We start from the raw sequence: 17,206 nt of genomic DNA, 5'->3' as shown, positions 1-17,206 counted from the left end.
ATGAAGGTCAATGTACAGACCCTCGACGCCGCAGCTGCCGGTGAGCTGGAGCTCAACGATGCCGTTTTCGGCCTCGAGCCCCGCGCCGACATTCTGCACCGCGTCGTCACCTGGCAGCTCGAAAAGCGTCGTGGCACTGCCCGCGGCACGCGCGAGCGTTCGGATGTCGCCCGCACCGGCAAGAAGTTCGGTCGCCAGAAGGGCGGCGGTACCGCTCGTCACGGCGATCGCCGCGCTCCCGTCTTCATCGGCGGTGGTAAGGCTCACGGTGCCCGCGTTCGCGACTTCAACCCCTCGCTGAACAAGAAGGTTCGCGCGCTGGGTCTGAAGATGGCGCTGTCGTCGAAGGTCAAGGATGGTTCGCTGATCATTCTCGACAATCTCGACGTTGCCGAAGGCAAGACCAAGGCGCTGGTCGCCAACCTGGCCAAGCTGAACCTGAACAAGGTTCTGTTCATCGACGGCGACGCCGTGAACGTCAGCTTCGCCAAGGCTTCGGCCAACATCGTCGGCGTCAACCTGCTGCCGGCCGTTGGTGCCAACGTCTACGACATCCTGAAGGCCGACTCGCTGGTGCTCACCCGCGCCGCGGTCGAAAAGCTGGAGGCCCGTTTCAATGGCTAAGAAAGAAGCCGCGACCGTGGACAACCGTCACTTCGACGTCGTTGTCGCGCCGGTCATCACCGAGAAGTCGACCCTTCTCTCGGAAAACAACGCCGTTGTTTTCCAGGTCGCCAACGACGCATCCAAGCCTGAGATCAAGGCTGCCGTCGAGGCGCTGTTCGGCGTGACCGTCAAGGCGGTCAACACGCTGGTGCAGAAGGGCAAGGTCAAGCGCTGGAAGGGCAAGCCCTACAAGCGCAACGACGTGAAGAAGGCGATCGTCACGCTGGCCGAAGGTCAGTCCATCGACGTCACCACCGGTATTTGAGGCGAGATAGATGGCACTCAAGCACTATAATCCGACGAGCCCGGCCCAGCGCGGCCTGATCCTCGTCGACAAGTCGAGCCTGCACAAGGGCAAGCCCGTCAAGGCGCTGACCGAAGGCAAGCGCAAGACCGGTGGTCGTAACAACAAGGGCCATGTCACTTCGCGTGGTATCGGTGGCGGTCACAAGCAGCGCTATCGTATCATCGACTTCAAGCGTCGCCTGTGGGACGTTGAAGGTACGGTCGAGCGTCTGGAATATGACCCCAACCGCACCGCCTTCATCGCGCTGGTCAACTATCCCGACGGCACGCAGGCGTACATCATTGCGCCGCAGCGTCTGGCTCCCGGTGACAAGGTCATCGCGGGCAAGAAGACCGACGTGAAGCCGGGCAATGCGATGGAACTGGGTCAGATGCCGGTCGGCACGATCATCCACAACATCGAGATGAAGCCGGGCAAGGGCGCGCAGCTCTGCCGTTCGGCAGGCACCTATGCCCAGCTGGTCGGTCGCGATCGTGGCATGGTCATGGTGCGTCTGTCGTCGGGTGAGCAGCGCTACATCCGTTCGGACTGCATGGGCACCGTTGGCGCCGTGTCGAACCCCGACAATGGCAACACCAACCTTGCCAAGGCTGGCCGCAACCGTTGGAACGGCATCCGTCCTCTGACGCGCGGTGTTGCGAAGAACCCGGTCGATCACCCGCATGGTGGTGGTGAAGGCCGGACCTCGGGCGGCCGTCACCCGGTCACCCCGTGGGGCAAGCCGACCAAGGGTGCGCGCACCCGTCACAACAAGGCAACGGACAAGTTCATCATCCGTAGCCGCCACGCGAAGAAGAAGAGGTAAGCGAGATGGCTCGTTCCGTCTGGAAAGGTCCGTTCGTGGACCTCAGCCTTCTGAAGAAGGCGGAAGTCGCGCAGGAAAGCAATGGCCGCTCGGGTCCGATCAAGACCTGGTCGCGCCGTTCGACCATCCTGCCGCAGTTCGTTGGCCTGACGTTCAACGTCTATAACGGCCGCAAGCATGTTCCGGTTCTCGTGAACGAGGATATGGTGGGTCACAAGCTGGGCGAATTCGCTCCGACCCGCTTCTTCCCCGGTCACGCTGCCGACAAGAAGGGCAAGCGCTAATGAGCAAGGAAAAGGCTCCCCGTCGCGTCGCCGACAATGAAGCGCTCGCCGTCGGCACGCAGATCCGTGGTTCGGCCCAGAAGCTGAACCTGGTCGCCACGCTGATCCGCGGCCGCAAGGTCGAGGACGCGCTCAACATCCTCGCCTTCTCGAAGAAGGCGATGGCTGTCGACGTGCGCAAGGTGCTGGCTTCGGCCATCGCCAATGCGGAAAACAACCACAATCTGGACGTCGACGCCCTGGTCGTCGCGGAAGCATCGGTGGGCAAGAGCTTCACCCTGAAGCGCTTCCACGCTCGCGGCCGCGGCAAGTCGACCCGAATCCTCAAGCCCTTCAGCCGCGTGCGCATCGTCGTGCGTGAAGCTGGCGAAGAAGCGGAGGCGTAAGCACATGGGTCACAAGAGCAACCCGATCGGTCTGCGTCTGCAGATCAACCGTACCTGGGACAGCCGCTGGTTCGCCGAAGGCGCCGACTATGGTCGCCTGCTGCTGGAAGATCTCAAGATCCGCCAGTACATCATGAAGAACCTGCCGCAGGCCGCGATCTCGAAGGTCGTGATCGAGCGTCCGGCCAAGCTGTGCCGCGTGTCGATCTACGCTGCCCGCCCCGGTGTCATCATCGGCAAGAAGGGTGCAGACATCGAAAAGCTTCGCAAGAAGCTGGGTGCCTTCACCTCGTCGGACGTGTCGCTGAACATCGTCGAAATCCGCAAGCCGGAAATCGATTCGAAGCTCGTCGCACAGGGCATCGCCGACCAGCTGGAACGCCGCGTTGCCTTCCGTCGCGCCATGAAGCGTGCGGTGCAGTCGGCTCTCCGTCTGGGCGCCGAAGGCATCAAGATCACCTGCGGCGGCCGTCTGGGCGGCGCGGAGATCGCGCGTGTCGAATGGTATCGTGAAGGCCGCGTTCCGCTGCACACCCTGCGTGCGAACGTCGACTATGCCGAAGCCACGGCGCACACCGCCTATGGCGTTTGCGGCATCAAGGTCTGGATCTTCAAGGGCGAGATCCTCGGCCATGATCCGATGGCTACCGACCGGCTGATGCTGGAGGCTCAGACCTCCGGCGTGCGCCCGGCGCGCTGAGAATAAGAAGGTAATAGCGTCATGCTGCAACCGAAGAAGATGAAGTTCCGCAAGACCTTCAAGGGTCGGATCAAGGGCGATGCGAAGGGCGGCACTGCGCTGAACTTCGGCGCCTATGGTCTCAAGGCTCTGGAGCCCGAGCGGATCACCGCGCGTCAGATCGAAGCGGCTCGCCGCGCGATCCAGCGCCACCTGCGCCGTCAGGGTCGTCTGTGGATCCGCGTGTTCCCCGACGTTCCGGTCACCAAGAAGCCGGCTGAAGTCCGCCAGGGCAAGGGCAAGGGTTCGGTCGAATATTGGGCGGCTCGCGTCGCTCCCGGCCGTATCCTGTTCGAACTGGACGGCGTTCCCGGTCCGCTCGCAGCAGAGGCCTTCTCGCGCGCCGCGATGAAGCTGCCCATCAAGACGAAGGTCGTTGCCCGCCTCGGCGACACCTCGCACCTGGAGGGTTAAGCTGTGGCCAACGTTGCAGACCTCAAGACCAAGTCGGACGACGAGCTGTCGACCGAGCTGAACAACCTGAAGCGCGAGCAGTTCAATCTGCGTTTCCAGGCGGCCACCAACCAGCTGGAAAAGCCCAGCCGCGTTCGTGAAGTCCGTCGTTCGATCGCGCAGATCAAGACCCTGCAGACCGAGCGTTCGCGCTCGGCCGCGAAGTAAAGGAAACACACGATGCCCAAGCGCGTGCTGACGGGAACGGTGGTTTCCGACAAGACCGACAAGACGGTGGTGGTTCGCGTGGAGCGCAAGGTTAAGCATGCGCTCTACGGCAAGATCATCCGCCGGTCGAAGAAGTACCATGCCCATGACGAGGGCAATGTCTACAAGGAAGGCGAAACGGTCCGCATCGAAGAGACCGCTCCGATTTCCAAGCTCAAGACCTGGAAGGTCATCGAGCGTGTGGACACCCACAAGTCGCCGGAATCCGCGGCCTAAGGGCAGTCACCGACTCTAGAGTCGAAAAAGTTCGGACGCGGGGCTGGCCTTTTCCTTCGGGAGGAGGTACAGGCCCGCGCTTCGTGCATTTCGATTCACCGGGTCGACTCACGAAATTCGGAACCGCCGGGATAGTCCCGGTAGGCCAAATAAGAAGGAACCGGATCCATGATCCAGATGCAATCCAATCTTGACGTCGCGGACAACAGCGGCGCCAAGCGCGTCCAGTGCATCAAGGTGCTGGGCGGCTCGAAGCGGCGTTTCGCCGGCGTGGGCGACATCATTGTCGTCTCCGTCAAGGAAGCTGCTCCGCGCGGTAAGGTGAAGAAGGGTGACGTGCATCGCGCCGTCATCGTGCGCACCGCCAAGGACGTGCGTCGCGCTGATGGCAGCGTGATTCGCTTCGACGGCAATGCCGCTGTGCTTATCAACAAGAACGAGGAGCCGATCGGCACCCGTATCTTTGGCCCGGTCGTTCGCGAACTGCGCGCCAAGAAGCACATGAAGATCATCTCGCTCGCTCCCGAGGTGCTGTAATGAGCGCTGCTAAGATCAAGAAGGGCGACAAGGTCGTCGTCCTGGCTGGCAAGGACAAGGGCCGTACCGGCGCCGTCCTCCAGGTGATGCCGAAGGACGACAAGGTCCTGGTCGAAGGCATCAACGTGCATGCGAAGCATCGCAAGCCCGACCAGTCGAACCCGCAGGGTGGCATCGACCGCAAGCCGGCCCCGATGCACATTTCGAACGTCGCTGTCGCCGACAAGGATGGCAAGCCGACCCGCGTCCGTTTCGAGGACCGCGACGGCAAGAAGGTCCGCGTCGCCGTCAAGTCCGGTGAGGTGCTGTAATGGCCGACAAGTATATTCCGCGCTCGAAGTCGATCTACGACGACGCCATCGTGAAGGCGATGGTCGAGAAGTTCGGCTACAAGAATGTGATGGAAATCCCGAAGATCGAGAAGATCACGCTCAACATGGGCGTCGGTGAAGCCACGCAGGACAAGAAGAAGGTCACTTCGGCCGCCGAGGAAATGGAACTGATCGCCGGCCAGAAGCCGGTCATCACCAAGGCGAAGAAGTCGATCGCGCAGTTCAAGCTGCGTGAAGGCATGCCGATCGGTGCCAAGGTCACGCTGCGCCGCGAGCGCATGTATGAATTCCTTGATCGCCTGATCAACATTGCCCTGCCGCGCGTGCGCGACTTCCGTGGTCTCAACCCGAAGAGCTTCGACGGCCGTGGCAATTATGCCTTCGGCATCAAGGAGCAGATCATCTTCCCCGAGATCAACTATGACCGCATCGACAAGGTGCGTGGCATGGACATCATCGTGACCACCACGGCGAAGACTGACGACGAAGCGCGCGAACTGCTGCGCCTCTTCGGCTTCCCCTTCCCGATTGAAGAGAAGCAGGCGGCCTAACAGGCCCCGCTTCTCTCCCAACGCTTAAGCTAAGGAAGAGAACTTAAGTCATGGCGAAACTGAGTTCGATCAACAAGAACGAGCGCCGCAAGAAGCTGGTGAAGAAGTATGCCGGCCGCTATGCGAAGCTCAAGGCGATCGCAGCCGATACCGCTCTCGACGACACCGAGCGTCTGATTGCGCGTCTGAAGATGGCGGAAGTCCCCCGCAACGGCAACCCGACCCGCATTCGCAACCGCTGCGAACTGACGGGCCGCCCGCGCGCTTACTACCGCAAATTCCGTCTCTGCCGCGTGCAGCTGCGTGATCTGGCCAACAAGGGCCTGATCCCCGGCGTCACCAAGTCGAGCTGGTAAGGATCATTTGAGATGGCATTGACCGATCCCCTGGGTGATATGCTCACCCGCATCCGTAACGGGCAGCAGGCGAAGAAGGACAGCGTTGTGTCCCCCGCCAGCAAGCTCCGTGCCCGCGTGCTCGACGTGCTGCAGCGCGAAGGCTATATCCGTGGTTATTCCGAGGAAACCCTCGGCAATCACCCCGGCCTGCGCATCGAGCTGAAGTATTTCGAGGGCCAGCCTGCGATCAAGCATGTTGCCCGCGTGTCCAAGCCTGGTCGCCGCGTCTATTCCGGTTCCAAGGAACTGCCGGTGATCCGCAACGGCCTGGGCATCACCATTGTCTCGACGCCCAAGGGCGTTCTGTCCGACGCCGAAGCGCGTGAACAGAATGTCGGCGGCGAAGTGCTGGCGGAGGTGTTCTGATGAGCCGCACTGGCAAGAAGCCGGTCACCGTGCCTGCGGGCGTGACCGCGTCGATCGCTGACGGTCAGCTGTCGGTGAAGGGCCCCAAGGGCACCCTCGCCATGCCGCTGGCCGACGAAGTGACCTACACCGTCGAAGAAGGCAGCATCGCTGTAAAGCCCGCCAACAACGGCAAGCGCGCGCGCGCTTTCTGGGGCATGCAGCGTACCCTGATCCAGAACCTGATCACCGGCGTGACCCAGGGCTTCTCGAAGAAGCTGCTGATCACCGGTGTCGGCTACCGTGCGAACTCGCAGGGCAAGACCCTGAAGTTGCAGCTCGGCTACAGCCACGACGTCGATTTCGAGATTCCGGAAGGCATCGAGATCAAGACCCCGGATAACACCACGGTCGAGATCAGCGGCATCGACAAGCAGCAGGTAGGCCAGGTCGCCGCCGAGATCCGCCGCTGGCGCAAGCCCGAACCCTATAAGGGCAAGGGTATCAAGTACGCCGGCGAATTCATCTTCCGCAAGGAAGGGAAGAAGAAGTAAGATGGCTAAGCTTTCCCTCTTCGCGCGGCGTCGTCGCCGCGTTCGCACCGCGCTCAAGGCTGTTTCGGGCACCCGCCCGCGCCTCAGCGTCCATCGTTCGGGCCGTCACATCTACGCCCAGATCATCGACGACGTCGCCGGTACCACCGTCGCCGCCGCTTCGACCTTGGACAAGGATGTTGGCTCGAAGGCTCTGGGCAAGACCGGCGCCTCTTCCGAAGCCGCTGCCGATGTCGGCAAGCGCGTCGCTGCCGCTGCTACGGCGGCCGGCGTCACCAAGGTCGTGTTCGACCGCGGTGGCTTCCTGTTCCATGGCCGCGTCAAGGCGCTGGCCGATGCCGCCCGTGAAGGCGGGCTGGAGTTCTGATCATGGCTGACGAAAACACCAACGAAGTCGTCGCGCCCGTCGAGGGTGCCGAGGCTCAGACCGAAGGTCGTGGTCCCGGCCGTGGCCGTGGCCGTGGCGGTGACCGCAACCGTGGCGAGCGTGGCGGCCGTGGCCGTCGCGACGACCGCCGTGGCGGCAACCGTGACGAGGAACAGGGCGAAGAGCTGATCGAGAAGCTGGTTCACATCAACCGCGTCTCGAAGACCGTCAAGGGCGGTAAGCGCTTCGGTTTCGCTGCTCTGGTCGTCGTCGGCGACGGCAAGGGCCGCGCCGGTTTCGGTCATGGCAAGGCGCGCGAAGTGCCTGAAGCCATCAGCAAGGCGACCGCTTCGGCCAAGAAGGCCATGGTTCGCGTTCCGCTGAAGGAAGGCCGCACCCTGCACCATGACGGCCTCGGCCACTTCGGTGCTGGCAAGGTGACTGTCCGTTCGGCTCCGGCCGGTACCGGCATCATCGCCGGCGGTCCGATGCGCGCCGTGTTCGAAAGCCTCGGCGTCGCTGACGTCGTGACCAAGTCGAACGGCACCTCGAACCCCTACAACATGATCCGTGCGACCTTCGCGGCGCTGGGCGAGCAGACCAGCCCCAAGTCGGTGGCGCAGCGTCGTGGCAAGAAGGTTGCTGACCTTCTGCGTCGCGGTGGTGCCTCGGCCGAAGTCGCGCAGGCTGACGCCGAAGCGATTGCGGAGTAACTGACATGGCGAAGATCAAGATCAAGCAGATCGGTTCGCCGATCCGTCGCCCCGAAAGCCAGAAGAAGATTCTGATCGGCCTGGGCCTTGGCAAGATGCATCGCGTGGTCGAGCTGGAAGACACGGCGGAAGTCCGCGGTGCGATCAAGAAGCTCCCCCACATGGTGGAAGTGGTCGAGGGCTAAGCCCTTTCGATCCGACGAAATGAAGCGAAAGAGGGGGGAACCCCTCTTTCGTTTTTTCAGCGGAAGCGCTAACGGGCGCTTCCTTTAGATGATCCCGCACGGGATCAGCGCGACAAAAGCGAAAGCGAGTGCGAACATGAAACTGAACGAAATCAACGACAATGCCGGTGCCCGCAAGGGTCGTATGCGCGTCGGCCGCGGTATCGGCTCGGGCAAGGGCAAGACCGCCGGTCGCGGCCAGAAGGGTGCCAAGGCACGCTCGGGCGTCAGCATCAACGGCTTCGAGGGTGGCCAGATGCCGCTCCACATGCGCATCCCGAAGCGCGGCTTCAACAACATCTTCGCCAACGATTATGCGATCGTGAACCTGGGTGAAGTGCAGGCCGCGATCGACGCCGGCAAGCTGGACGCCGCTGCCGTCATCGACCACGCTGCGCTCAAGGCAGCCAACCTGGCCCGTGGTGGCAAGGATGGCGTCCGCGTTCTCGCCAAGGGCGAACTGACCGCCAAGGTCAGCTTCCTGGTCGCCGGTGCCTCGAAGAGCGCCGTCGAAGCGGTCGCTAAGGCCGGTGGCAAGCTGGACGTGATCGAAGTCGTCCCGGCAGCCGAGAAGGCCAAGGCGAAGAAGGGCACCGCCCTTGCCGCCAAGAAGGCCGCCAAGGCCTAAGTCTCGCCCGAGACTTGCAAGCACGGCCCCGCTGCCCGATATGGGTTGGCGGGGCTATGTGTATCGGGGGGAGCATATGTTCGTCGCAACGGCGGCAACTCCCGTTCGACATGGTCTTCCCGCCCCGCTAAGGGGGTAGCGATTCCGCCACGGAGCCCGATGGCTCCGGCAAGAATGATTTGAAGGGCAGCCACAATGGCATCGAGAGCCGACCAGCTCGCATCCAATCTCAGCCTCGCGAAGTTCAGCCAGGCGACCGACCTCAAGAAGCGCCTGTGGTTCACCCTCGGCGCGCTGATAGTCTTCCGCTTCCTCAGCTTCGTGCCGCTGCCGGGTATCGATCCCACCGCGCTCGCGGCCTGGTCGCAGAAGTCGGCCGGTGGCATCCTCGACATCTTCAACACCTTCTCGGGTGGTGCATTGTCGCGCGCGAGCCTCATCACGCTCGGCATCATGCCCTATATCACCGCGTCCATCGTGGTGCAGCTGGCCGCCTCCCTCTCGCCGCAGCTCGCGGCGATCAAGAAGGAAGGCGAGAGCGGCCGCAAGAAGCTGAACCAATATACCCGCTATGGCACCGTCGGCCTGACTGCCGTGCAGGGCTATGCCGCCGCGGCCAACTGGCAGGCGCAGGGCGTGGTCGTGGATCCCGGCATGCTGTTCGTCGTCTCGGCGATCATCTCGCTGATCGGCGGCACCATGTTCCTGCTGTGGCTGGGTGAGCAGATCACCTCGCGCGGCATCGGCAACGGCACCTCGCTGATCATCATGGCCGGTATCGTCGCGCAGCTGCCGGTGACGCTGAGCAACCTGTTCAAGTCGGGCAGCGAAGGCTCGATCTCGGGCCTGGTCATCTTCCTGGTCGTCGTGCTGGGCTTTGGTCTGATTGCCTTCATCTGCTTCATGGAACGGGCGCAGCGCCGGGTGCTGATCCAGTATCCCAAGCGCCAGACGCGCCAGGGCCTGATGCAGGCCGATCGCAGCCATCTGCCGCTGAAGGTCAACACCGCGGGCGTAATCCCGCCGATCTTCGCCAGCTCGCTGCTGCTGCTGCCGCTGACCATCTCGCAGTTCATGGGCGTGAAGGCGGACGATGACAGCCGCTGGAGCAGCATCGTGCTGACGATCAACCAGTATCTGTCGCACGGCAGCCCCTTCTACATGGGCCTCTATGGCCTGGGCATCGTCTTCTTCTGCTTCTTCTACACCGCCGTGGTGTTCAACCCGGAAGAGACGGCCGACAATCTGAAGCGCAATGGCGGCTTCATTCCGGGCATCCGTCCGGGCAAGAATACCGAGAATTATCTCGATTATGTCCTGACCCGGATCACCGTGATCGGTGCCGCCTACCTGGCCTTCATCTGTCTGGTGCCGGAATTTGCCATCGCCCGGGCGGGAATTCCCTTCTACCTTGGTGGGACTAGCCTGCTGATCGTCGTCAATGTTACGGTCGATACCGTGACCCAGATCCAGAGCCATCTGCTTGCCCATCAATATGGGGATCTGATCAAGAAGGCGAAGCTGAAGGGCCGTCTGCGCTAAGGGGGCGCAGACAGGCAAGCGCAAGTACAAGGGGAGAATGCGCGCAATGAATATCATTCTGCTTGGTCCTCCGGGCGCCGGCAAGGGCACCCAGGCCACGCGGCTCGTCGACAGCCGTGGCATGGTTCAGCTGTCGACCGGCGACATGCTGCGGGCTGCGGTGAAGGCGGGGACTCCGGTCGGCCTTCAGGCCAAGGCGCTGATGGAATCGGGTTCGCTGGTGCCGGACGAGGTCGTCTCGGGTATCATCGGCGAAGCGCTTGATGCGCTGGCGGCCGATACCGGCGTGATCTTCGACGGTTATCCGCGGACCGAGGCCCAGGCCCATTCGCTCGACACCATCCTGGCCGATCGCGGCCGCACGCTCGATCATGTGATCGAGCTGGAAGTGGACGAGGATGCGCTGGTCGAGCGCATCACCGGCCGCTTCACCTGCGCGACCTGCGGCGAAGGCTATCATGATGTCTTCAAGCAGCCCAAGGTCGAGGGTACGTGCGACAAGTGCGGCGGGCACGAGTTCAAGCGTCGTCCCGACGACAATGAGGAAACAGTGCGCACCCGCATGGCCGAATATCGCGCCAAGACCGCACCGATCCTGCCGATCTACGAAGCGCGGGGCATCGTCAGCCGCGTCGACGGCATGGCCGACATGAACGACGTCAGCGGCGCGATCGTCGCCATCTTGGACGGCGTTCCGGCCTGAGCTATTCTCCCTCCCCGGCGACAAGGCGGGGAGGGGACATGGCCTATCCAATCAAATCGATACTGACAGGCGCCGGCATGGCGCTGGCGGCCGCGCCCGGACAGGGTGGGGTGGTTGCCAGCAGCGATGCCGGCTTTGTCGTGCAGGCGAGCGTGGACGTGGCGCTGGCGCCCGACGCGGCCTATGCGCTGCTGGCGGAGCCGGGGCGCTGGTGGAACAGCGCCCACACCTATAGCGGCGATGCGCGCAACATGGGGCTGGAGGCGAAGGCCGGGGGCTGCTTCTGCGAGACCCTTCCCGACAAGAGCGGAAAGGGCGCCTCAGGCAGCATCGAACATGCGCGGGTCATCTATGCCGCGCCGGGCCAACGATTGCGGCTGAGCGGCGCTCTGGGACCGCTGCAGAGCGAAGCGGTGACCGGCGTACTGGACTTCGCCATTGCGGCCGCGCCGGGGGGCAGCCGGGTAACGCTGACCTATTCCGTTGGCGGTTATATGCGCGGTGGCCTGGCGCCGATCGCGCCGATCGTCGACACGGTGCTGGTGGAGCAACTCGACGGCTATAAGCGGGCGGCCGACAGCAAGGGCTGAAGCACGACCGCGCCGGCAGGCAATAGCAAATCGGGGTGGAAGCCCGATGGCCTCCACCCCGATGGATGATGCTTAATTCTCGTCGCCCATCTGGCCCCGGTCGACAGCGATCCGGATGCCCGCATCCTCGTCCGCGACGGCGTCTCGCTCGGTCGGCGTCTGATCCTCCAATATCATGCCCGGCCCTGGTCGAACCGGCCGATCAACTGGTGTACGCGCTGAGGCCTGTCCTACATATAACCATATAGGTTATATATTGCGACATGACCTCGATCCCCGCGCCCCCTTCGCCCTGGCCGACATCGCCCGATGCGGCGGCCGCTGTCTCAACCCAGTCCAACGTCCTGGTCGATTTCCAGCCCGTCCCCCGACGCGGTCGGCACGATGGCTGGACCGTGGCGCGGCAGCGCATCTTCATCGCGGCGCTGGCCGATTCCGGCTCGGTCACCCATGCCGCGGCCCAGGCCGGCAAATCGACCGTCTCCGCCTATCAGTTGCGCCGCGCGCGCAACGCGGAATCCTTTGCCGCCGCCTGGCAGGCTGCACTGGATCAGGGCGTGCGCCGACTGGAGGATATCGCCATGGAGCGCGCCATCCATGGCGTCGAAGTACCGGTCTACAGCTATGGCAAGCTGGTCGGCACCCGGCGGGTCTATAATGACCGGTTGCTGATGTTCCTGCTGCGGTGCCGCGCGCCCGATCGCTTCACCCCATTGTCGCCGGCCCATGCCGGTCGCAAGGCCCCCACGCCCGATCCCAATAGCGGCCCCGGCAGCCCCGCAGCCATCGCTGCGGTCGAACGCGTCCTTGAGGAAATCCGGCGACGGCGCGCGCTGACGGGCACATGATCCGGCAATCGGAACCTGATCGTCCGAGGCGCGCGCGGGCTGGGATCGTACCGAAGAATCGCCGTTTCGCGATTTTCCAAACAGCCTATCAGGCCTCAGTCCGATTCATACTGAACGACCGATACCTTGGTCGGAAACGAATAAATTCACTATTATGTTGCATTGCTCCGTCTGAAAATAAATAATGATCCGTTAATCAATATTATATAATTTCACTATTCTCAGGCCAGCGGGGGAAAATTTGTGATAATATTGAAAAAATACGCGAAAATAACCGCAATTCTTCCGATCGCAGCGGCGATAATTGCACCAGAAACATCATTGTCGACTACATCCGTAACGACATCCAAACCCTCCGATGCGGAACTGCAGCGTCTATTGAAGCAGGCCAGTGATGCCCGGCTTGACGCGGAAGACGCGCTGCGACGGGCCAAGGCCACGGAAGCCGAACTGACCAGACTTTTGTCGGACCGGAACGATGCACCAGCTCTCGCCGCATCAGTTGCCCCCTCACCTGCCCCTCCATCGCCGCAATCACCTGCAAGAATGGACTGCATCGTCGGCTATGCCGGCTGCGAAGGGGTTGCGGCCGGATATGATCTGATGGCCTATCCCTACAAGGACGGCGAAGACCGATCCCAATGGGCGGAGACCCGGCTCACCAATTTCATCGAGACCGAGGCGCAGAAGAAGGCTGAGGCGCAGAATAAGAAGGAGAAGAAAAGGGAGATCAGCTTCGCCAGCATCGACCAGCCCTTCACCTCACGCATCTCGCTGGCCAAGGGGGATGAGGCAATGGATGCGCAATATAGCTTCCCCTTATCTCGACGCCGAATCTCTCAGGGCAATGGATTCCGACCGATAACGTCCAGCCTTGGCCTGGGCTTCTCTGCGGCCTTTGACCCCGACAACAAGAAAGTTGGCCTGATCGCCAGAAATGGCAGCTATTCGGACGATCAACTGGCCGTCACATTGACCTTCGGTCGCCAGCGCTATCCAGTCATTCCCAGCCACGATGCCGAGAATTCCGCTGAAAACCGGGCCCAGAATTTCGCCAACGCCCTGATCCGGCGCTGCGAAGAGGCGATGGCCGCCAAAGCCGATCATTTAGGCACCACATCGACCAAACCGCAGGGATGCAGTGATACGGACCTGCTTGCCTGGTCCTTCGATCCCGACGCGACAGACCGTTACAAGGCCAATGTCGCCGCCTATAACCAGGCCTTCTGGGAACCGAGCGCCAAGGCCCTTCCCGAGCTTGGCTGGGGCTTCACCGCCACAATGGGGATGCAGAATTTCAAATATATCCTGCCCGACAGCTTTGCACCGGGCATTGTCATCGACCCACAGACGCCCAACCTGCTGAGCACTTTGCTCGCCAAATCTGACGACGGGTCCAAACCCGATTTGGGTCAGCGCGAAGCCCGGCGCTTCTCGCCGTCGCTGGGCGCTTATGCCTTCCGCCATTTCGAAGGGAGGGCCTGGCTGTTCGATGGCTTGCTGATCCGCCCCTCCGCCACGGTCGCGCGCCGCTGGGACATTGATGACGCATTCAAAGGGCAGGAATATTGCGCCATCAAGCTTGCGACGATTGGCGAGTGCAAGACATTCAATACCATGGCGCCGAAAGCCAATTGGTCGTTCGAGCCGGCCCTGAACATACGGACCCGGTTTGACCTCGGCTGGGGCAAGGACAATCTATCCCGTTATTTTGGAACGATCGGCCTGTCCCCGACCATCACCTATAATAGTCACAAGGACAGCTATCGTCTCGCGGCCCCCGTCTATCTTGCAGCCGACAAGGATGGCAACCTGACCGGCGGCATCCAATTTGCCCGCGATTGGGGCAATGCCAATCCTGATAAAAATGAAAGCGTGTGGTCGATCTTCCTCTCGACGGCGTTCAGCATGAACGGCGCGAAATAGACCGACGCCTGATCGCGCCCGATGCCATCCCGTCACAGGGACAAGGCGTCGGGCGCCATATCATAGCCTCAGTTCTCGTCGCCCATGCGCAGGGCGGCGATGAAGGCTTCCTGCGGAATCTGGACGCTGCCATATTCGCGCATCCGCTTCTTGCCTTCCTTCTGCTTTTCCAGCAGCTTCTTCTTGCGGGTGATGTCGCCGCCATAGCATTTCGCCGTGACGTCCTTGCGCATCGCCGCGATCGTCTCGCGCGCGATCACCTTGCCGCCGATCGCCGCCTGGATCGGGATCTTGAACAGGTGACGAGGGATCAGATCCTTGAGGCGCTCGCACATGTGGCGGCCGCGCGCTTCGGCGGCCGAGCGGTGGACGATCATCGACAGCGCATCGACCGGCTCGTTGTTGACGAGGATGCTCATCTTGACGAGGTCGCCCTCGCGCGTGCCGATTTGGTGATAGTCGAAGCTGGCATAGCCACGGCTGATGCTCTTCAGGCGATCATAGAAGTCGAACACCACTTCGTTGAGCGGCAGTTCATAGGTCACCTGGGCGCGGCCGCCGACATAGGTGAGGTTCTTCTGGATGCCGCGACGGTCCTGGCAAAGCTTCAGGATCGAACCGAGATACTCGTCGGGGCAGTAGATCACCGCCTCGATCCAGGGCTCCTCGATCATCTCGATATGATTGGGATCGGGCATGTCGGCCGGATTGTGCAGGTGAAGGGTGCGACCATCCTTCATGTGCATGTCATAGACGACCGACGGCGCCGTGGTGATCAGGTCCAGATCATATTCGCGGCTCAGGCGCTCCTGGATGATTTCCAGATGCAGGAGGCCGAGGAAACCGCAGCGGAAGCCGAAGCCCAGCGCGGCCGAGGTTTCCATCTCGAACGAGAAGCTGGCGTCGTTGAGGCGCAGCTTCGAGATCGACTCGCGCAATTTCTCGAAATCATTGGCATCGACCGGGAACAGGCCACAGAACACTACCGGCTGCACTTCCTTGAAGCCCGGCAGCGGCTTGGCAGCGCCATTCTTCACGGTCGTGATGGTATCGCCGACGCGGGTCTGGGCGATTTCCTTGATCTGCGCGGTGATGAAGCCGATTTCGCCGGCGGCCAGTTCGGGCAGCGCCTCGATCTTGGGGCGCATGCAGCCGACGCGGTCGATCAGATGCTCGGTGCCGCCGATCATGAACTTGATCGCCTGCCCCTTCTTGATCACGCCGTTGACGACGCGCACCAGGATGACAACGCCCAGATAGGGGTCGTACCAGCTGTCGACCAGCATCGCCTCCAGCGGCGCGTTGCGATCGCCCTTGGGCGCCGGGATCTTGGTGACGATGGCTTCCAGGATATCGTCGATGCCGATCCCCGACTTGGCGCTCGCCAGCACCGCTTCCGACGCGTCGAGGCCGATCACTTCCTCGATTTCCGCGCGCACCTTTTCCGGCTCGGCGGCGGGCAGGTCGATCTTGTTCAGCACCGGCACGATCTCATGATCATGCTCGATCGACTGATAGACGTTGGCCAGCGTCTGCGCTTCCACGCCCTGCGCGGCGTCGACGACCAGCAGCGCGCCCTCGCACGCGGCCAGCGACCGCGACACTTCATAGGCGAAGTCGACATGGCCCGGCGTGTCCATGAGATTGAGCTCATAGGTCTCGCCATTCTTGGCGGTATAGTCGAGGCGCACGGTCTGCGCCTTGATGGTGATCCCGCGCTCCTTCTCGATGTCCATGTTATCAAGGACTTGCGCGCTCATCTCACGGTCGGTCAGGCCGCCGGTGCGCTGGATCAGGCGATCGGCCAGCGTCGACTTGCCATGGTCGATATGCGCAATGATCGAAAAGTTTCGGATATGGGACAGGTCGGTCATCGGCGCCCGATAGCAGCAGTTGCGGGCGCTGTCAGCAGGATCACGTTGTGCAGGGCATGCGAAATTGCCGTGCGATGACAAGCATCGTCATTAACCCCCTTTGCTTGGAAGCCCCTTGCGGCTGTGTTACGTTCCAGAAAAATATCCGGGGCGCACCAATTTCTCTCGACCAGACAGGAAACGGGGTTTTTGAAAATGCGTGTATTGAAGATGCTGACTGCGGCTGCGGTCTGCCTTGGTTCGGCCGCGCCGATGGCGATGGCCGCCGAAAAGGGTTCGTCGGCCCGTCAGGAACAGTCGCGAAAGCAGGCGGAAATCCCGCGCTGCACCCGCCGCCTTGGCACCGTCGCGATCGTCGAGCCCGACAATCAGTGGTGGCGCGAACTCAATCTGGGCAGCCCCGAGGCGATCCTGAAGATCTTCGTGCAGCAGTCGGGCTGCTTCGGCCTCGTCAATCGCGGCCGGTCGATGGCGAGCCGCAACATGGAACGCGCCATGGCCGACAATGGCGAATTGCAGGCCGGCAGCAATCTGGGCCGCGGCCAGGTGAAGGCGGCGGATTATTTCCTGGAGCCGGACATCGTCTCGTCCAACCGCAACAGCGGCGGCAATTCGCTGGGCGGCGTTCTCGGCGGCTTCATGGGCGGCAGCACCTGGGGCCGGATCGCCGGCGGTATCAACGTCAAGAAGAGCGAGGCCAATGTCACCCTCTCGGTCGTCAATGCCCGCACCACCGAGGAAGAGGCGCTGACCGAAGGCTATGCCCGCAAGTCGGACCTGAGCTTCAACGCCAGCGGCGGGTCGAGCTGGTGGGGCGGTTTTGCCGGCGCCGGTGGCGGTGGCTATCAGAATACCGAGATCGGCCAGGTGATCGTGCTCGCCTATCTCGACGCTTATACAAAGCTGGTGACGCAGCTGGGCGGCCTGCCCGACAATGCTGCGGCGGCGGCACCGGTCGCGCAGCCCTGATGACGAGGGGGCGCTGCCGCT

General features: G+C 62.4%; 26 protein-coding genes. 25 read left to right on the top strand and 1 reads right to left on the bottom strand.

What is annotated here, in order from left to right:
• The 24 genes from rplD to ACI6S0_RS16440 all read left to right on the top strand — a co-directional run bounded on the left by rplD (position 1) and on the right by ACI6S0_RS16440 (position 14,342).
• Entirely contained in the window at positions 1-624 is a 624-nt protein-coding gene (rplD, locus tag ACI6S0_RS16555) for a 50S ribosomal protein L4 (protein WP_004208722.1), read from the top strand.
• Positions 617-931: a 50S ribosomal protein L23 gene (locus tag ACI6S0_RS16550; RefSeq protein ID WP_004208721.1), complete on the top strand. Its 315-nt coding sequence runs from the start codon at positions 617-619 to the stop codon at positions 929-931. The genes rplD and ACI6S0_RS16550 overlap by 8 nt, the downstream gene beginning before the upstream one ends.
• A gap of 10 nt (positions 932-941) precedes the next feature.
• The gene (gene rplB, locus ACI6S0_RS16545; protein WP_004208720.1) at positions 942-1,778 is read left to right on the top strand and encodes a 50S ribosomal protein L2; all 837 of its coding nucleotides are present in this window, start codon (positions 942-944) and stop codon (positions 1,776-1,778) included.
• A gap of 5 nt (positions 1,779-1,783) precedes the next feature.
• The gene (rpsS, locus tag ACI6S0_RS16540) at positions 1,784-2,062 is read left to right on the top strand and encodes a 30S ribosomal protein S19 (RefSeq protein WP_004208718.1); all 279 of its coding nucleotides are present in this window, start codon (positions 1,784-1,786) and stop codon (positions 2,060-2,062) included.
• A complete protein-coding gene (gene rplV / locus ACI6S0_RS16535; RefSeq protein WP_004208717.1) occupies positions 2,062-2,448 on the top strand; it encodes a 50S ribosomal protein L22 in 387 nt (128 codons plus the stop codon). Before rpsS ends, rplV begins: the two co-directional genes overlap by 1 nt.
• Before the next feature lie 4 nt (positions 2,449-2,452).
• Positions 2,453-3,148, top strand: coding sequence for a 30S ribosomal protein S3 (rpsC, locus tag ACI6S0_RS16530; RefSeq protein ID WP_004208716.1), 696 nt, complete (start codon positions 2,453-2,455; stop codon positions 3,146-3,148).
• 21 nt (positions 3,149-3,169) lie between these two features.
• A complete protein-coding gene (rplP, locus tag ACI6S0_RS16525; RefSeq protein ID WP_004208715.1) occupies positions 3,170-3,601 on the top strand; it encodes a 50S ribosomal protein L16 in 432 nt (143 codons plus the stop codon).
• A 3-nt stretch (positions 3,602-3,604) separates the two neighbouring features.
• Positions 3,605-3,808: a 50S ribosomal protein L29 gene (rpmC, locus tag ACI6S0_RS16520; RefSeq protein ID WP_004208714.1), complete on the top strand. Its 204-nt coding sequence runs from the start codon at positions 3,605-3,607 to the stop codon at positions 3,806-3,808.
• Between the two features lie 12 nt (positions 3,809-3,820).
• Positions 3,821-4,084 (top strand): 30S ribosomal protein S17, encoded by a 264-nt coding sequence (gene rpsQ / locus ACI6S0_RS16515; protein ID WP_004208713.1) that lies wholly within the window; start codon positions 3,821-3,823, stop codon positions 4,082-4,084.
• 168 nt (positions 4,085-4,252) lie between these two features.
• On the top strand, positions 4,253-4,621 hold the full coding sequence (gene rplN / locus ACI6S0_RS16510; RefSeq protein WP_004208712.1) for a 50S ribosomal protein L14: 369 nt from the start codon (positions 4,253-4,255) through the stop codon (positions 4,619-4,621).
• Positions 4,621-4,932 (top strand): 50S ribosomal protein L24, encoded by a 312-nt coding sequence (rplX, locus tag ACI6S0_RS16505; RefSeq protein WP_004208710.1) that lies wholly within the window; start codon positions 4,621-4,623, stop codon positions 4,930-4,932. The genes rplN and rplX overlap by 1 nt, the downstream gene beginning before the upstream one ends.
• Entirely contained in the window at positions 4,932-5,504 is a 573-nt protein-coding gene (rplE, locus tag ACI6S0_RS16500) for a 50S ribosomal protein L5 (RefSeq protein WP_004208709.1), read from the top strand. Before rplX ends, rplE begins: the two co-directional genes overlap by 1 nt.
• Before the next feature lie 50 nt (positions 5,505-5,554).
• Positions 5,555-5,860, top strand: a complete 306-nt coding sequence (gene rpsN, locus ACI6S0_RS16495) for a 30S ribosomal protein S14 (RefSeq protein ID WP_004208708.1) — start codon at positions 5,555-5,557, stop codon at positions 5,858-5,860.
• A 12-nt stretch (positions 5,861-5,872) separates the two neighbouring features.
• Positions 5,873-6,268, top strand: a complete 396-nt coding sequence (gene rpsH / locus ACI6S0_RS16490) for a 30S ribosomal protein S8 (protein ID WP_004208707.1) — start codon at positions 5,873-5,875, stop codon at positions 6,266-6,268.
• Positions 6,268-6,801: a 50S ribosomal protein L6 gene (gene rplF / locus ACI6S0_RS16485; protein ID WP_004208706.1), complete on the top strand. Its 534-nt coding sequence runs from the start codon at positions 6,268-6,270 to the stop codon at positions 6,799-6,801. Before rpsH ends, rplF begins: the two co-directional genes overlap by 1 nt.
• A 1-nt stretch (position 6,802) precedes the next feature.
• Positions 6,803-7,168: a 50S ribosomal protein L18 gene (gene rplR / locus ACI6S0_RS16480; RefSeq protein ID WP_004208705.1), complete on the top strand. Its 366-nt coding sequence runs from the start codon at positions 6,803-6,805 to the stop codon at positions 7,166-7,168.
• A gap of 2 nt (positions 7,169-7,170) precedes the next feature.
• Complete coding sequence (gene rpsE, locus ACI6S0_RS16475; RefSeq protein WP_004208704.1) at positions 7,171-7,881, top strand: 30S ribosomal protein S5; 711 nt, start codon at positions 7,171-7,173, stop codon at positions 7,879-7,881.
• A 5-nt stretch (positions 7,882-7,886) separates the two neighbouring features.
• A complete protein-coding gene (gene rpmD, locus ACI6S0_RS16470) occupies positions 7,887-8,066 on the top strand; it encodes a 50S ribosomal protein L30 (RefSeq protein WP_010337294.1) in 180 nt (59 codons plus the stop codon).
• Positions 8,067-8,202: 136 nt separating this feature from the next.
• Entirely contained in the window at positions 8,203-8,733 is a 531-nt protein-coding gene (gene rplO, locus ACI6S0_RS16465; protein ID WP_004208702.1) for a 50S ribosomal protein L15, read from the top strand.
• Between the two features lie 195 nt (positions 8,734-8,928).
• Positions 8,929-10,275: a preprotein translocase subunit SecY gene (gene secY / locus ACI6S0_RS16460; protein ID WP_004208701.1), complete on the top strand. Its 1,347-nt coding sequence runs from the start codon at positions 8,929-8,931 to the stop codon at positions 10,273-10,275.
• A gap of 46 nt (positions 10,276-10,321) precedes the next feature.
• A complete protein-coding gene (locus ACI6S0_RS16455; RefSeq protein WP_004208699.1) occupies positions 10,322-10,978 on the top strand; it encodes an adenylate kinase in 657 nt (218 codons plus the stop codon).
• Between the two features lie 38 nt (positions 10,979-11,016).
• A complete protein-coding gene (locus ACI6S0_RS16450) occupies positions 11,017-11,568 on the top strand; it encodes an ATPase (RefSeq protein ID WP_434403688.1) in 552 nt (183 codons plus the stop codon).
• A 263-nt stretch (positions 11,569-11,831) separates the two neighbouring features.
• On the top strand, positions 11,832-12,416 hold the full coding sequence (locus tag ACI6S0_RS16445) for a hypothetical protein (protein ID WP_434403687.1): 585 nt from the start codon (positions 11,832-11,834) through the stop codon (positions 12,414-12,416).
• A 243-nt stretch (positions 12,417-12,659) separates the two neighbouring features.
• Positions 12,660-14,342 (top strand): hypothetical protein, encoded by a 1,683-nt coding sequence (locus ACI6S0_RS16440; protein ID WP_434403686.1) that lies wholly within the window; start codon positions 12,660-12,662, stop codon positions 14,340-14,342.
• Between the two features lie 68 nt (positions 14,343-14,410).
• Here the strand turns inward: ACI6S0_RS16440 and lepA are convergent, their stop codons facing one another.
• The gene (gene lepA, locus ACI6S0_RS16435; protein ID WP_037510832.1) at positions 14,411-16,216 is read right to left on the bottom strand and encodes a translation elongation factor 4; all 1,806 of its coding nucleotides are present in this window, start codon (positions 16,214-16,216) and stop codon (positions 14,411-14,413) included.
• Between the two features lie 195 nt (positions 16,217-16,411).
• Between lepA and ACI6S0_RS16430 the strand changes: the two genes are divergently transcribed.
• The gene (locus tag ACI6S0_RS16430) at positions 16,412-17,185 is read left to right on the top strand and encodes a CsgG/HfaB family protein (protein ID WP_434403685.1); all 774 of its coding nucleotides are present in this window, start codon (positions 16,412-16,414) and stop codon (positions 17,183-17,185) included.
• Positions 17,186-17,206 lie beyond the last annotated feature (21 nt).

Origin of the sequence: Sphingobium sp. DN12 (assembly GCF_051058005.1) — a bacterium.
Classification (GTDB): Bacteria; Pseudomonadota; Alphaproteobacteria; order Sphingomonadales; family Sphingomonadaceae; genus Sphingobium; species Sphingobium yanoikuyae.
This window is presented reverse-complemented; position numbering and strand designations above follow the sequence as displayed.

Excerpts from the sequence above, each read along its gene's own strand:
- rpsE (WP_004208704.1), top strand. The coding sequence starts at position 7,171 with ATGGCTGACGAAAACACCAACGAAGTCGTCGCGCCCGTCGAGGGTGCC.
- secY (WP_004208701.1), top strand. The coding sequence starts at position 8,929 with ATGGCATCGAGAGCCGACCAGCTCGCATCCAATCTCAGCCTCGCGAAG.
- ACI6S0_RS16450 (WP_434403688.1), top strand. The coding sequence starts at position 11,017 with ATGGCCTATCCAATCAAATCGATACTGACAGGCGCCGGCATGGCGCTG.
- rplB (WP_004208720.1), top strand. The coding sequence starts at position 942 with ATGGCACTCAAGCACTATAATCCGACGAGCCCGGCCCAGCGCGGCCTG.
- rplP (WP_004208715.1), top strand. The coding sequence starts at position 3,170 with ATGCTGCAACCGAAGAAGATGAAGTTCCGCAAGACCTTCAAGGGTCGG.
- ACI6S0_RS16430 (WP_434403685.1), top strand. The coding sequence starts at position 16,412 with ATGCGTGTATTGAAGATGCTGACTGCGGCTGCGGTCTGCCTTGGTTCG.
- rpsQ (WP_004208713.1), top strand. The coding sequence starts at position 3,821 with ATGCCCAAGCGCGTGCTGACGGGAACGGTGGTTTCCGACAAGACCGAC.
- rplF (WP_004208706.1), top strand. The coding sequence starts at position 6,268 with ATGAGCCGCACTGGCAAGAAGCCGGTCACCGTGCCTGCGGGCGTGACC.
- rplX (WP_004208710.1), top strand. The coding sequence starts at position 4,621 with ATGAGCGCTGCTAAGATCAAGAAGGGCGACAAGGTCGTCGTCCTGGCT.
- rpmD (WP_010337294.1), top strand. The coding sequence starts at position 7,887 with ATGGCGAAGATCAAGATCAAGCAGATCGGTTCGCCGATCCGTCGCCCC.
- rplN (WP_004208712.1), top strand. The coding sequence starts at position 4,253 with ATGATCCAGATGCAATCCAATCTTGACGTCGCGGACAACAGCGGCGCC.
- rplO (WP_004208702.1), top strand. The coding sequence starts at position 8,203 with ATGAAACTGAACGAAATCAACGACAATGCCGGTGCCCGCAAGGGTCGT.
- ACI6S0_RS16550 (WP_004208721.1), top strand. The coding sequence starts at position 617 with ATGGCTAAGAAAGAAGCCGCGACCGTGGACAACCGTCACTTCGACGTC.
- ACI6S0_RS16455 (WP_004208699.1), top strand. The coding sequence starts at position 10,322 with ATGAATATCATTCTGCTTGGTCCTCCGGGCGCCGGCAAGGGCACCCAG.
- rpsC (WP_004208716.1), top strand. The coding sequence starts at position 2,453 with ATGGGTCACAAGAGCAACCCGATCGGTCTGCGTCTGCAGATCAACCGT.
- rpsN (WP_004208708.1), top strand. The coding sequence starts at position 5,555 with ATGGCGAAACTGAGTTCGATCAACAAGAACGAGCGCCGCAAGAAGCTG.
- rplR (WP_004208705.1), top strand. The coding sequence starts at position 6,803 with ATGGCTAAGCTTTCCCTCTTCGCGCGGCGTCGTCGCCGCGTTCGCACC.
- rpsH (WP_004208707.1), top strand. The coding sequence starts at position 5,873 with ATGGCATTGACCGATCCCCTGGGTGATATGCTCACCCGCATCCGTAAC.
- lepA (WP_037510832.1), bottom strand. The coding sequence starts at position 16,216 with ATGACCGACCTGTCCCATATCCGAAACTTTTCGATCATTGCGCATATC.
- rpsS (WP_004208718.1), top strand. The coding sequence starts at position 1,784 with ATGGCTCGTTCCGTCTGGAAAGGTCCGTTCGTGGACCTCAGCCTTCTG.
- rplD (WP_004208722.1), top strand. The coding sequence starts at position 1 with ATGAAGGTCAATGTACAGACCCTCGACGCCGCAGCTGCCGGTGAGCTG.
- rplV (WP_004208717.1), top strand. The coding sequence starts at position 2,062 with ATGAGCAAGGAAAAGGCTCCCCGTCGCGTCGCCGACAATGAAGCGCTC.
- ACI6S0_RS16445 (WP_434403687.1), top strand. The coding sequence starts at position 11,832 with ATGACCTCGATCCCCGCGCCCCCTTCGCCCTGGCCGACATCGCCCGAT.
- rplE (WP_004208709.1), top strand. The coding sequence starts at position 4,932 with ATGGCCGACAAGTATATTCCGCGCTCGAAGTCGATCTACGACGACGCC.